Origin of the sequence: Microlunatus spumicola (assembly GCF_039536445.1) — a bacterium.
Classification (GTDB): Bacteria; Actinomycetota; Actinomycetes; order Propionibacteriales; family Propionibacteriaceae; genus Microlunatus; species Microlunatus spumicola.
In genome coordinates this window covers 215,144-226,981 of record NZ_BAAAYR010000004.1, presented here as the reverse complement: position 1 = coordinate 226,981, position 11,838 = coordinate 215,144, and the positions used below count along the sequence as shown (strand labels likewise).

At 70.2% G+C, this 11,838-nt stretch carries 16 protein-coding genes; 9 read left to right on the top strand and 7 right to left on the bottom strand.

The features are described 5' to 3' along the window. Window positions 1-28: 28 nt before the first annotated feature. Both ABD665_RS14245 and ABD665_RS14240 read left to right on the top strand, forming a co-directional pair. Entirely contained in the window at window positions 29-571 is a 543-nt protein-coding gene (locus ABD665_RS14245) for a dihydrofolate reductase family protein (RefSeq protein WP_204913306.1), read from the top strand. Window positions 572-615: 44 nt separating this feature from the next. Then, entirely contained in the window at window positions 616-1,164 is a 549-nt protein-coding gene (locus ABD665_RS14240; RefSeq protein WP_204913305.1) for a DUF4334 domain-containing protein, read from the top strand. A gap of 3 nt (window positions 1,165-1,167) precedes the next feature. Here the strand turns inward: ABD665_RS14240 and ABD665_RS14235 are convergent, their stop codons facing one another. Further along, a complete protein-coding gene (locus tag ABD665_RS14235; RefSeq protein WP_204913304.1) occupies window positions 1,168-1,701 on the bottom strand; it encodes a histidine phosphatase family protein in 534 nt (177 codons plus the stop codon). A gap of 25 nt (window positions 1,702-1,726) precedes the next feature. Here ABD665_RS14235 and ABD665_RS14230 point away from each other — a divergent pair, with 25 nt between their 5' ends. Then, a complete protein-coding gene (locus ABD665_RS14230; RefSeq protein ID WP_204913303.1) occupies window positions 1,727-2,488 on the top strand; it encodes a hypothetical protein in 762 nt (253 codons plus the stop codon). Window positions 2,489-2,777: 289 nt separating this feature from the next. Here ABD665_RS14230 and ABD665_RS14225 read toward each other — a convergent pair whose 3' ends face one another. After that, window positions 2,778-3,041: a ribbon-helix-helix protein, CopG family gene (locus tag ABD665_RS14225; protein WP_204913302.1), complete on the bottom strand. Its 264-nt coding sequence runs from the start codon at window positions 3,039-3,041 to the stop codon at window positions 2,778-2,780. 189 nt (window positions 3,042-3,230) lie between these two features. Here ABD665_RS14225 and ABD665_RS14220 point away from each other — a divergent pair, with 189 nt between their 5' ends. Then, complete coding sequence (locus ABD665_RS14220) at window positions 3,231-3,449, top strand: hypothetical protein (RefSeq protein WP_204913301.1); 219 nt, start codon at window positions 3,231-3,233, stop codon at window positions 3,447-3,449. Between the two features lie 272 nt (window positions 3,450-3,721). Here the strand turns inward: ABD665_RS14220 and ABD665_RS14215 are convergent, their stop codons facing one another. Both ABD665_RS14215 and ABD665_RS14210 read right to left on the bottom strand, forming a co-directional pair. Next, window positions 3,722-4,150 (bottom strand): hypothetical protein, encoded by a 429-nt coding sequence (locus ABD665_RS14215; RefSeq protein ID WP_204913300.1) that lies wholly within the window; start codon window positions 4,148-4,150, stop codon window positions 3,722-3,724. Window positions 4,151-4,158: 8 nt separating this feature from the next. After that, a complete protein-coding gene (locus ABD665_RS14210) occupies window positions 4,159-4,383 on the bottom strand; it encodes a hypothetical protein (protein ID WP_204913299.1) in 225 nt (74 codons plus the stop codon). A gap of 116 nt (window positions 4,384-4,499) precedes the next feature. Here ABD665_RS14210 and ABD665_RS14205 point away from each other — a divergent pair, with 116 nt between their 5' ends. After that, window positions 4,500-4,757: a hypothetical protein gene (locus tag ABD665_RS14205; RefSeq protein WP_204913298.1), complete on the top strand. Its 258-nt coding sequence runs from the start codon at window positions 4,500-4,502 to the stop codon at window positions 4,755-4,757. A 365-nt stretch (window positions 4,758-5,122) separates the two neighbouring features. On the opposite strand, the gene ABD665_RS14200 is transcribed toward ABD665_RS14205, so the two are convergent. Next, complete coding sequence (locus ABD665_RS14200) at window positions 5,123-5,524, bottom strand: hypothetical protein (RefSeq protein ID WP_204913297.1); 402 nt, start codon at window positions 5,522-5,524, stop codon at window positions 5,123-5,125. Window positions 5,525-5,708: 184 nt separating this feature from the next. Here ABD665_RS14200 and ABD665_RS14195 point away from each other — a divergent pair, with 184 nt between their 5' ends. Both ABD665_RS14195 and ABD665_RS14190 read left to right on the top strand, forming a co-directional pair. Further along, entirely contained in the window at window positions 5,709-6,146 is a 438-nt protein-coding gene (locus ABD665_RS14195) for a DUF6188 family protein (protein ID WP_344742467.1), read from the top strand. A 194-nt stretch (window positions 6,147-6,340) separates the two neighbouring features. After that, window positions 6,341-6,820, top strand: a complete 480-nt coding sequence (locus ABD665_RS14190; protein ID WP_204913295.1) for a hypothetical protein — start codon at window positions 6,341-6,343, stop codon at window positions 6,818-6,820. A gap of 772 nt (window positions 6,821-7,592) precedes the next feature. Here the strand turns inward: ABD665_RS14190 and ABD665_RS14185 are convergent. Further along, window positions 7,593-7,796, bottom strand: coding sequence for a hypothetical protein (locus tag ABD665_RS14185; protein ID WP_204913294.1), 204 nt, complete (start codon window positions 7,794-7,796; stop codon window positions 7,593-7,595). 342 nt (window positions 7,797-8,138) lie between these two features. Beyond that, entirely contained in the window at window positions 8,139-8,453 is a 315-nt protein-coding gene (locus ABD665_RS14180) for a DUF3039 domain-containing protein (protein ID WP_344742466.1), read from the bottom strand. A gap of 140 nt (window positions 8,454-8,593) precedes the next feature. Here ABD665_RS14180 and ABD665_RS14175 point away from each other — a divergent pair, with 140 nt between their 5' ends. Continuing rightward, window positions 8,594-9,997, top strand: a complete 1,404-nt coding sequence (locus ABD665_RS14175) for an MFS transporter (RefSeq protein WP_204913292.1) — start codon at window positions 8,594-8,596, stop codon at window positions 9,995-9,997. Window positions 9,998-10,021: 24 nt separating this feature from the next. Next, a complete protein-coding gene (locus ABD665_RS14170) occupies window positions 10,022-11,776 on the top strand; it encodes a DEAD/DEAH box helicase family protein (RefSeq protein ID WP_204913291.1) in 1,755 nt (584 codons plus the stop codon). Window positions 11,777-11,838: the final 62 nt, after the last annotated feature.

The following is an 11,838-nucleotide window of genomic DNA, read 5'->3' as shown; positions in this document are numbered from 1 at the left end:
GGCGGCACCGGGCCGGGTCGTACGGGAGGTGAGGGGTTCCGAGGCGGGCGTGGGCAAGGTCGTGGTGAACCGGGCGATGTCGCTGGACGGCTTCGTGGCGGGACCTCGCCACGAGATGGGATGGATCTTCGAGCACCTGCGCGACGACCTCTTCCCCGAGGTCGTGGCGGCCACGGGCGCGATGTTCGTCGGCCGGACGACGTACGAGGTCGCCCGCCGGATGGCCCCCGAGGACACCGGCTACGACGGTGGTCCGCAGCTGGTGCTGACCCACCGACCGCCCGAGGAGCCGCGTCCGGGGGTCACGTTCCTGACGGGGGACCTGGCCGAGGCCGTCGCGACGGGTCTGGCCGCCACGACGGGCCGGGACCTAGAGGTCCTCGGCGCCGACCTCGCGAGCCAGTGCCTGCGCGCCGGGCTCGTCGACGAGGTGCTGGTCTACGTGCTGCCGGTGCTGCTGGGCGACGGCGTCCGGTTCTCGACCCCCGGGCTCGGCCGGATCGACCTCGAGCCCCTCGGCTCCACGTCCGCCGGTTCCGTGACGATGCTGCGCTTCCGGGTGGTGGGGTAGACCTCCGGTGAGCCGCGGTCCGGACGCGGCGACGAGGAGCAGCGATGATCGACGACCTGCCCGGTGCGCACGAGCGCCTGGAGGCCCTGCGGCGCCACGCCGACCGCGCGACCGCGCTCGCCCTCTTCGACGCGCTCCCGGCCGTCGCGGTCGAGGACCTGGCCGGCGCGTGGCGCGGTTACGAGGTGCGGACCGGGCACCCGCTGGACGGTCTCCTCGAGCGCTACGGCTGGTGGGGCAAGCGCTTCGACTCACCCGAGGAGGCGCACCCGCTGGTGTTCGAGGACGCGCGCGGCCGGTTCGGCGTCGACCCGGACGGGATCCCGCTGGCCCTGCTGGTCCGGTCGAGCGGGCTGCTGCACCAGAGGCCGCTCGCCCTGGTGGCCCGACGGCTCCGCCGGCTGCGGCGGACGATGAGGCCCAAAGCGCGGCTGCGGATGGTCGAGCACCGCGGCGTCGTCACGGCCGCGATGGTCTACGACGCGCTGCCCGTGCTCGACCATTTCCGCCGGGTCGACCCCGACACCCTGCTCGCGGTGATGGACGCCCGCGGCGTCTCGGAACCGTTCTTCTTCCTGCTGCGCCGGGCCTGAGGTTCAACCGCGGGGGACCTCGAACGCCGTGAGCACGGCGCTGCCCGGGCCGAGCTCGTCCCAGCCGCTGACCACGGCGAAGGAGGCGATCGCGCTGGTGCGGAACTTGCCGAGCGGGCCGTCGCCCGACGTGCGGTTCAGCCGCTCGGCGAGGTCGGGCACGCCGGGTCCGTGGCCGACGAGGACCACGGTGCCGACCGCGGCCGGCAGCTCGCGGAGCAGGTCGAGCAGGGTGTCGGACCAGGCCTCGTAGACCGCGGCCTCGAAGCGGACCGGAGCCGTCCCGAGCACCTCGGGCTCGGCCTCGCACGCCTGGGCCCAGGTCTGCCGCGTCCGCACCGCGGTCGAGCAGATCACCAGGTCCGGTCGGCCGACGAGCGCGGCGAGCCGGTGCCCGGCCGCGGCGGCGTCGCGCCGGCCCCGTCCCGACAGCGGCCGCTCGACGTCGGGCAGGTCCAGCTCGCGCGACGACTTCGCGTGCCGTAGCAGCACGAGCCGTCTGAGCGGCGGGACGCCCGCACCCGGGTCCATGGTCATGGGGCCACACCCTAGAGTGCGCACCATGACACGCGGGCGTGCGACCGTACGCCGCGCCGGGCTCCTGCCCGCCGCCCTCGGAGCGCTGCTGCTGGCCGCCTGTTCGTCGCCCGGCAGCGCGAACCCTCTGGCCACCGACGAGCCCACCCCGAGCGCCACCGTCGAGAGCACCTCCTCGGCCAGCCCCTCGCCAAGCGGCTCGGCCTCGCCCGCCACGGCGTCCCCCGGAACCGCCTCTCCGGGCACCGCGAGCCCCGGCACCGCCTCGCCCGGCACACCCGGTCCGAGCGGCGGTGCCGTCCAGGTCACCTGCGCGACCGTCACCGTGACCGGCCTCGGGCGGACCAGCGTCGGCCCGCTCCGCACCACCGACGTGGCCACGATCGTCTCCGATGGCCGCAACCTCACGCCCGGGACCCGGCAGCAGACCGACTTCACGGTGCCCGTGCTCACCGCACCGGGCGGCGGGACCATCACCGACGCCGGCACGGTCCAGCAGGTCGCGAACCTGCTCGTCGGCCAGAAGCACCGCGTGCTCCTCGAGCGTCCGGCGTCGCCCGACGAGAGCATCGACCCGACCAAGCGCCCGTTCAGCTCACCGGGGACGTACGCGGTCTACAACGCCTCGAGCCTCGTGACGACCCAGGCCGTCGTCCAGTGCGCTGGGCAGGAGCAGACGTGGGTCTTCACTGCGGAGGGCGACCCCGCGACCGGCCAGGTCAACTGCGCCGTCGAACCCGCCCGCAGCGCCTCCCTGGCCAGGTCGGTCTTCGCCCAGAGCTGCTGAGGGCACCAGCACCCTGGGCGCGAGTCGAGTGCGGCTCCCTCAGATCGGCTGCGTCACGGCAGGAGGTCCCACATCTGCGGGCGGGCCTTCATCGCGTGGATCACGAGCTCGTTGCCGCTGTCGAAGACGAGCACCACCGTTTAGAGCAGACGCCCGGCGGTGTCGAACCCGAGGCGGAGCTGTCGTGCAGGGCTGTCCTCGTCGAGGTCCTCGACCCAGAGCGACCACGTCGCGGCCTGCACGGCGTCATGTGCTTGCACTCCGTGCTTGAGCGCTGAGTCGTGCACCTTCACGTGGCGGACAGGGCGAGAGCTTCGCGGATGATCTCCGAGCGCGACTTGTCCTCACGAGCCGCTCGAGCATCGACTGCAGCGAGCTCTGCCGCCGTGAGCCGCACAGCTACGACCTGCGACGGCTCAGCCCCTCGACCGGGCCTGCCTCGTCCGCGCCTCTTCAGCTCCTGGACGTCGAAGCCAGCGTCGGCCTCCGCAGCCCAGGAAGCGATCTGCTCCTCGGTGACGGGGACCCCGCCGATCGTCTCGCCCGTACCCATGCTCATATCGCAATACGATTTGAAGACGGGTCCCGATCTATCTGCGTGACGTAGAGCAGAAGTTGACCGTCGGCCGGAACGCGTGGGCCAACCGCGACTGGCGACCGAGATCGGCCGGGATGGCCCGCCGGGGGAGATGCTTCACCTGGCACAACCGCAGGTAGCACGACGAACCGAGTGGAGCACGGCATGGACGAACCGGCCGTCGCCGAACAGCTGCTGCTCGTCACCGAGGTTCGACTCGCGAATGCTGGCTCCTTATGGGTCCTCGATCAGCCCGTGCTCGTTCACCCCGGGCAGCGCTACTGGCTGGATGAGGACAAGCGGCTCTTGTTCGTCGAGGAACTCGGTGGCGGAACACGGTCCTACCCCTGCTGGTTCGCGCTGGGACCCGAAGCGCCACGCTGACCCTCGTGCCGAGCACGCAGCGTCAGCGGCGAGGGCGGAAGGTGCGAGAGCCATCATCGGAAGGGGTCCTAGACGCCGGGCGGTGAGGCGCCCTCCTGATCGGCTCTACGTCTTCGTAGCAACCCCGGTGACCGGGCATTTTCGCGGGCGGGTCTTGCGAGAATCTGGCTCCGCGTTTAGCCGTGCTCGTCGTGTAGCGCGTGCGCAGTTCCGCTGCAGGGACGGCTTGCGAACGTCGGTTCTGCCCTACTCAAGAGACGCGTCTGATGCCCCTAGCGTGGCTGGAGCTCGACGAGGTCCTCCAGAGACACCCCTGCTGCCCATGCCTCGTATGCGACTTCTACGACGTCCCCCCTGGCATCCAAGGCGGCGGCGGCGAGGACAGCGGCTGCCGCACGGGCATCAGAAAAGGCTCGTAGGTATGTCTCACCGCCGGCACCATCCGATCGCTCGTTGATGTCCCAGGCAACTTCATCGAGGGAATCGACCAGCTTGCTGAGTCGGTCGATCTCGAGAGAAGACGGGGGCGCCCCGCTTTCGAGCCCTGCCAGCATCGCCCTCACCCACGAGTCGAGGCGGCTCGACTCGACGGCCCGTCTTGCGTACGCGAACGCCGTGCGGCGGGCCGCTTCGTCGTTGGCACCACGCAACGCCGCGGCTAACTCAGGAGCGACTGAAGAGAGCCGATCGAACGTCGCCACTTCAGATCTCAGCGCTGCGGACTTAGGAGGGCGCAGATTTGCTCGAAGAGCGTGCAGAACTCGCCGCCGCCCCACGAGTCCACAGGGCCACCGGCATCCTCAAGGGCGTTCCAAAACGGCTCAGAGGATCGAAGGATGTTCTCTGCCGACTGAGACGTGACCTGCAGAGTGGTCCGGAGCATCAGGATCAGCTCGCTGCGCGAGGCAGGCGGCAACTCATCCAGGACGTCCACGACCCGACCATAGGGCGTGCTCCGCACGACGGTCGCTCGGCCTGCTCCGCACGACGGTCGGCTTGCGTGCTTCGCACGAGGGTCTAGCAGCGTCAGGCGGGCAAGGTCATGCTCGCGTGAATGAGGTGGAGGGCGACCCGGCGGAGATCCTCGACATGGAACCGTGTAGGAGGCAAGCGGTCGACGGTCCCAAGCGCTTGCCGGCCGTCCTGAGCCGTGAACGTGACTGCGTGAACGACAGCATTGCGCATCTTCACTGCAGGCCGCCCGGCTTCCTCAGCCCAGGCCACCTGATCAGCTCGGCCCGCGCCTCGTGCGGACTGCTCAAGGCTGCTGACCGCCTGGCCAAGCGTCATCTCAAAAGGTTGATCTGACGCCGCGCCCTGATGTCTATTGATGCTGTCTCGGACGCTGGCGTGTAGCCGCGCAGCCGCCCACCCAACGCGCCCCAACTCGACCAGTAAGTCGGGGTCACAGGGCATCGAGTCGACGTAGCTGTCCGGGGGTAGGGCCATGCGCCACCTTCTCCTGAAGGCCTGTGCCTCGGCGAGCGCAGTACCGGTCACCTGTCTGCGCTGTAGTACCGACACGGCCGACCTGCGTTCCCGAATCCTACGGCGACGAGGGTCAATTTACGTGCGCCCGGCACGACGACCGGGACGCGTGCTCCGTAGGACGGACGACTTGCGGACAGTTGACCGCCGCGCCAGCAATGCGCGAACGAGTCTGGTGGCTGGCTCTACTCGGCGTCCCCGAACGAACCGCCGCGCAGCACCTCGACGTCTTCGGCCAGTACCTCGATGACGCACTCTTTGAGCGGCGCTATGAAGTGCCGTAACCGCCTTCCACTATCGAGCCCTTCGCCTACCTGCCAGTCCGAACCATCAACCACGCCCAACCAGAGCAGCCGATCCAGCCCAAACGTGTAGAGCGGGTGGGCCCACAAGCCCTCGTCGTTGATGGCGGAGAATTTGCTTGCGACTGCAGTCCGCCAGATCAGACGAATCGAGCGCCGGTCCAGATCGTCGAAGTGTGGAGCCAGGCTCAGTTCAACAGGGCCGTCCGCTCGAGAAGTCAGCAGTCCGCGAGAGTCGTTGGGGTGCCATTGCACGTCTCCCACGGGCACCACGCGTAGCGTCACCCAATCATCATGCCGGGGGGCAGGCCCGACAGCCGCCGGTACAACCGGGTCGGATTGCTCGACGAGAGGTCGGCCTGCTGGGCGTGCTTCGCACGACGGTCGGCTTGCGTGCTCCGCACGAGGGCCGCCCTAGGGCGACGCGACGGCTGATCTTGCAAGCCTGTCGCTTCGGCATCATGAGTGTGTGGCGGCGAGGTCTAATTCTTCGGATGGAGGCGTGTGGAGAAGGGGTGGCGACCACTGGATCCTTCCCATCGAGGGCCAGCTCGTGACACAACTTCGCTTCGACTACGGACTGACGTTCCTCTTCGAGGAGGGCCTGGACGTACGCGTCGAGCAGGCCTTCGTCTTGCACCGGGCCGGCGACGAGGATCTGCTGATGGATCCTGAGGGCGATCACGAGTTGCTCGCGCCTGTGCTCCGACTCGGACGAGCCACGGTGATGGGCGGCCTCGCGTTCGACGACGGTCGTCTTGAGCTCACCTTCGCGGAGGGCAGCCGACTCTCCGTTCCGTCCAGCGATCAGTATGAGGCGTGGCAGTTGAACGGTCCTGGCGGGGTGCTCGTCGTATCAGTAGGGGCCGGAGCGCTGGTGACCTGGGGACTAGGCGCGCAACCCTGAGGCTGGCACAACCGTCTGGTCGGGGTCGGAACTCCGTCGTCGACCCGTCGGGTTGCTTGCTCCGCACGAGGGTCGGGTTGCTTGGTCCGCACGAGGGTCGGCTTGCGTGCTCCGCACGACGGTCGGCTTGTGTTCAGTGCAAGAAGCGTGGCGAACCCGGGGTGGCGGTCGCGTTCCCCTGTCAGACTCCGGCCGTGAGTAGTCAGATGCTGCACCGGCGAAGGAACCCTGACCAGGTGATGGGCTCGGCGGCCATCGTCGGTCTAGTGGCCGGAGCGGTTGTCGGGATCCTGTGCGTGTTTGCGCCGCTGTTTGTTCGCGCGCTACTCGACGGCGGCAGTCTCGGGCAGGCGCTCATGGCGATGGCGATCACCGACTCCGAGGACTGGGAGCTGATACCCGTGTTCCTCGGAGGTGCGCTCGTGGTCGGTGCGCTGACCTCTGTCGCAGCCGTTGTCGTCTGGTGGGCTATCACCACTCGCGTGCCTGGCCAGCCGTGGGTTGCTCGACTCGGTGCTGCTGTCAGCGCTGCGGCTGCCTGCCTGCTCATGCTCGCTGGGACGACGAACCTGTCGATCGCCGTGCCAGCGGCGGTCGCAGCTGGAGTCGTCGCCGCGGTTGCGGCACCGCTCGTCGGCTTCGACCGCAGCCAACGGAGCGCCGCCTCGACGTAGGGCTGCTCACCCGCGCGCCGCGCGAGGACTGCTTCCGTCTTCGCACGACTGTCGGCTTGCGTGCTCCGCACGACGGTCGGGTTGCGTGCTCCGGACGACGGTCACGACGGGTCGCCCCGCCGGGTTGGCAGAACGCGGTGATTGTTCAACAGGTCTTCATCTACCCGCACTGCATCACTGCTTCCTCGATGCGGATGGGGCAGAGACGATTATGTCTGTGGCTGAACAGAGACGTGCCGAGCCGTGGTGGTTTTGGCTGTTCGGCGTAGTTGCTGCGACTGTGGGATCAGCAGTCGGAGCGGCAGCGGACCACTGGTGGTTGCCAGCGATGGCCGGTTGGTGTCTTGGTGTGATGGCCGTGCTGATTGGTCCCTCATCTGGTACTGGGAGGGGCCTTCTGAGTAGGCCGCCAGTCACGTGGGTTATCCGTGCACTTTTCTGCGCAGGGTGCATCATCACCGCCGGGATAGCCGCCGTAACGGCTCGTAGCACGTTCGAGGTGACTTTTTCCGTCGCGCTACCTCTGCTGAGTGTCCTGGTAGCAATTCTGTGGAGAAGGCGCTTCGGCGCCTTCGGCTTTATTAACTAGCTCGCGATACTCGCCGCCTCCCCTTGCCGATGGGCTACGGCGCGCCTTGCATGCTCCGCACGAGGGTCGGCTCGCATGCTCCGCACGAGGGTCGGCTTGCGTGCTCCGCACGACGGTCGGGTTGGTGTGCTCCGCACGAGGGTTGGGTTGCGTGCTCCCCCGACGCGGTTGCGGGCGTGGAGCTTAGTCCTCGTCGTCGTCCCACTCGTCACGGAGTTCCTTCTTGAGGACGGCAACCTGAACGACGAGCGCGCCCAACAACTCCTCACGGTTGAGCGCGTTCGTGGTGCGGTACGACCAGCTTGCGTGACCCTCAGCGTCGAGCAGCTTGATCAGCACGAAGGCCTCGATCGCAGTCTCGTTCTGCTCCAGGGGATGCAGTTCCAAGCCCGGGAGAACGTCAGCTACGGGGACGCGATCTCGGCCTGGCTCCGGAGTACCTGAGTGGCTGCCCATGACGTCAGCCAACCACGGCGACGGTGGCCGCGTGCTCCGCGCGACGGTCGTTCTGCGTGCTCCGCACGACGGTCGTTCTTACGAGGACGAGGAACGGGTCCTGGGCAGGAAGCAGGATGCTGACAGCTCGAGTGGCACGACATCCGGCAGGGAACCGCTTCGCGCTGCAGATGAGGTGTCAGCTGGGCACGAGCGGCTGCCGACCTCGGTGAAGCCGGACCGGCGGCCGTCGCACCCGGCAGAGGAGTTCCTTGGCCGGGAGAGCGAGAGCGCTCAATCCTTGCCCCCGGCACCTCCGCCGAACCCCGGCCCCTTGCCCTTGCCCTTGTCGGGCTTCCCGGGCTTGAGGCCCTCCCAGATCTCCTTGCACTCCGGGCAGACCGGGAAGCGCTCGGGGTCCCGGCTGGGGATCCACACCTTGCCGCAGAGCGCGACGACGGGCGTGCCCATCACCATCGCCTCGGTCAGCTTCTCCTTGGGCACGTAGTGGGCGAACCGCTCGTGGTCGCCCTCCTCCACGCGGAACTCGCGGGTCTCGGTCCGCTCGTCGACGATCGTCTCGGCGCCGGGTGCTGTCTGCTGACTCACGCCGGCCATTCTAGAGATCTCCGCCCAAGCCGCTACCCCTCCGACGCGTCGGAGCGTCGAGGGCTTCCGACCGGGTCCGTACGCGCGCCCGGCGTGAACCGGTTCGCGTCGAGGCGGCTCCGGGTGGTGGACTGGGGCGAGTGAGCAGGAACGAGACGATCCCGACGGACCAGGGGTCGCCGCTCCCGCTCTCCCAGCGGGCGCTGACCATCGGCATCTGCACCATGACGGTGTCGATCGCCTTCGAGTCGATCGCCGTCGCCACGGCGATGCCCGTCGCCGCGCGAGACCTGAACGGCATCGCGTACTACGCCTGGGCGTTCTCGCTCTTCGTCATCGGCATGCTCCTCGCGACCGTCCTCGCCGGCCGGGTCTGCGACCGCATCGGTCCGTCCCGCCCCCTGCTCTTCGGGCTCGGCGTCTTCGTGGTCGGCCTGGTCGTCGCCGGCACCGCGGAGACGATGGTCCAGCTCGTGGCCGGGAGGTTCGTCCAGGGGCTCGGCGGCGGCGTGCTCAACACCGCGATGTTCGTGACGGTGGCCAAGGCCTACCGCCCGGCCCAGCGGCCACGGGTCTTCACCTACATCTCGACGGCGTGGGTCCTGCCGTCCTTCGTCGGGCCGCCCGTCTCCGCCTGGCTCACGTCGCACCTCTCCTGGCACTGGGTGTTCTTCACCGTCATCCCGCTCGCCGTGGTCGGCGGCGCGATGGTGCTGCCGACCGTGCGCGTCATGATGCGGATCCCGATGCCCGAGGTGTCGGAGGAGGACGCCTCCGGCCTGCGGCCCGCCCCGGTCTGGGCCGCGTTCGCCACGGCCGTCGCCGCCGCGCTCCTGCAGGTCGCCGGGCAGCGGCTGGACTGGTGGGGCCTGGCCCTCGCCGTGCTCGCCGTGGCGCTGCTGCTCCTGGGGCTCCCGCGGCTGATGCCGCCCGGCTTCCTGCGGCTCGGCCGGGGCCTGCCGAGCGTGATCCTGGCCCGGGCGCTGCTGCCCGGGGCCTACTTCGGCGGCGAGGCCTTCCTGCCCCTGATGCTCGTCGAGCAGCGGAACGTCCCGCTGCTGCTCGCCGGCGGCACGCTCACCGTCGGCGCGGTCGGCTGGACGACCGGGTCGTTCCTGCAGGCCAACCGGCGGCTGCCGCTGCGCCGGGACCAGCTCATCACCATCGGCTGCCTGAACGTCGCCATCGGGCTCGCGCTCGCCGGCGTCATCGCCCTCTTCCCGACCCTGCCGTACGCGCTGATCGCCCTGTCGTGGGTGTTCGCCGGCCTGGGCATGGGGTTCGCGACCGCGAGCACCTCCCTGGCCACCATCACGCTGTCGCCCGTCGACGCGCAGGGCCGCAACGGCTCCTCGCTGAACCTCGGGGACGCGCTCGGCTCGAGCGTGTTCGTGGGGCTCGCCGGGACGATCTTCGGCGCCCTGCACCCGGGCGGGAACCTGGCCGTCACCTTCGGCGCCGTGCTGCTGAGCATGAGCGTCGTCGCCGTCCTGGCCATGCTGGCGTCGCTGCGCGTCGGCCCGGTCAGCGACCCCGTCGACTGACCGCGGCCGTCTAAACTTCCCCGGATGTCCCAGCCCGAGCTCGCCCCGACGGGGCTACCCCCAGCCTTTCCCGGCCGGGCGGCGTGGGGGACCGCCGGAGCGCTCCGCGCGTGGCAGACGGCCGCGCTCGAGCAGTACTTCGCCGACGAGCCGCGCGACTTCCTCACCGTCGCCACGCCCGGCGCCGGCAAGACGTCCTTCGCGCTGACCGTCGCCGCCAACCTGCTCGCCCGCCGCCGCGTCGACCGCGTCGTCGTGGTCGCGCCGACCGAGCACCTCAAGGTGCAGTGGGCGCAGGCCGCCGAGCGGATCCACCTCGCCATCGACCCCGAGTACGGCGTCCGGCAGGGCAAGGCGTCCCGCGACTTCGTCGGGATCGCCCTCACGTACGCGGCGGTGGCGGCCAACCCGCTCGCCCTGCGCGTCCGCGTCGAGGGCTTCAAGACCCTGGTGATCCTCGACGAGGTGCACCACGCCGGCGACGCGCTGAGCTGGGGCGAGGCGGTGCGCGAGGCGTTCGAGCCCGCCACCCGGCGCCTGATGCTGACCGGCACGCCGTTCCGCTCCGACACGAACCCGATCCCGTTCGTGCGCTACGAGGCCGACGCCGCGGGCGGTCTGCGCTCCCGCGCGGACTACGCGTACGGCTACGCCGCCGCCCTGACGGACGGCATCGTCCGGCCGGTGCTGTTCATGGCCTACTCCGGCGACCTGCACTGGCGCACCAGCGCCGGGGACGAGGTCAGCGCCCGGCTCGGCGGGCCGATGACCCGCGACCTCGCCGGCCAGGCGCTGCGGACCGCGCTCGACCCGCACGGCTCCTGGATGCCCGCCGTCCTGCAGGCGGCCGACACCCGCCTGACCGAGGTGCGGGCGCACGTCCCCGACGCCGGCGGGCTGGTCATCGCCACGGACCAGACCGTCGCCCGCGCGTACGCCGAGCTGCTGCACGCGATCAGCGGCAGCAAGCCGGTGCTCGTGCTGTCGGACGAGCCGGGCTCGAGCAAGCGCATCCAGGCCTTCGCCGAGTCCGACGAGCGGTGGATGGTCGCGGTCCGGATGGTCTCCGAGGGCGTCGACGTGCCCCGGCTCTCCGTCGGCGTCTACGCCACGTCGATCTCGACACCGCTCTTCTTCGCGCAGGCCGTGGGGCGCTTCGTGCGCGCCCGCAAGCGCGGGGAGACCGCGTCGGTCTTCGTGCCGAGTGTGCCGCACCTGCTGCTGCACGCCGCCGAGATGGAGCGCGAGCGCGACCACGTGCTCCGCGCGCCCGCGGGCAAGGACGACGACGGCCTCGACGACAGCCTGCTGGCCGAGGCCGAGCGTGAGCTGTCGGAGGACGAGCGGCCCGAGGGCGGCGGGTTCGCGGCGCTGGCCAGCGAGGCCGACTTCGACCGCGTCGTCTTCGACGGCGGTGAGTTCGGCATGACGGCGCAGACCGGGAGCGCCGAGGAGCAGGACTACCTGGGGCTGCCCGGGCTGCTCGAGCCCGACCAGGTGAAGGACCTGCTGCGCCGCCACCAGGACTCCCAGTCCCGCAGCACCGGTCGGGCGACGGTCGCGTCGGACCCGACGACGGGGGAGCGGCTCAAGGAGCTGCGTCGGGAGCTGAACGGCCTCGTGGCCGCGTGGCACCACCGCACGTCCAGCCCGCACGGCGTCATCCACGCCGACCTGCGGACCGCCTGCGGCGGCCCGCCCACCGCCGTGGCCTCCGCGGACGATCTCGAGCGGCGCATCGCCACCATCCGCAGCTGGGCCGTCCACCGGCGCTCGTAGCCCCGACGCAGCCGAGCCCGCCGGAGGGTGTCCTCCGACGGGCTCGGTCGTGGTGCCGCGGG

Excerpts from the sequence above, each read along its gene's own strand:
- ABD665_RS14240 (WP_204913305.1), top strand. The coding sequence starts at position 616 with ATGATCGACGACCTGCCCGGTGCGCACGAGCGCCTGGAGGCCCTGCGG.
- ABD665_RS14235 (WP_204913304.1), bottom strand. The coding sequence starts at position 1,701 with ATGACCATGGACCCGGGTGCGGGCGTCCCGCCGCTCAGACGGCTCGTG.
- ABD665_RS14230 (WP_204913303.1), top strand. The coding sequence starts at position 1,727 with ATGACACGCGGGCGTGCGACCGTACGCCGCGCCGGGCTCCTGCCCGCC.
- ABD665_RS14225 (WP_204913302.1), bottom strand. The coding sequence starts at position 3,041 with ATGGGTACGGGCGAGACGATCGGCGGGGTCCCCGTCACCGAGGAGCAG.
- ABD665_RS14220 (WP_204913301.1), top strand. The coding sequence starts at position 3,231 with ATGGACGAACCGGCCGTCGCCGAACAGCTGCTGCTCGTCACCGAGGTT.
- ABD665_RS14170 (WP_204913291.1), top strand. The coding sequence starts at position 10,022 with ATGTCCCAGCCCGAGCTCGCCCCGACGGGGCTACCCCCAGCCTTTCCC.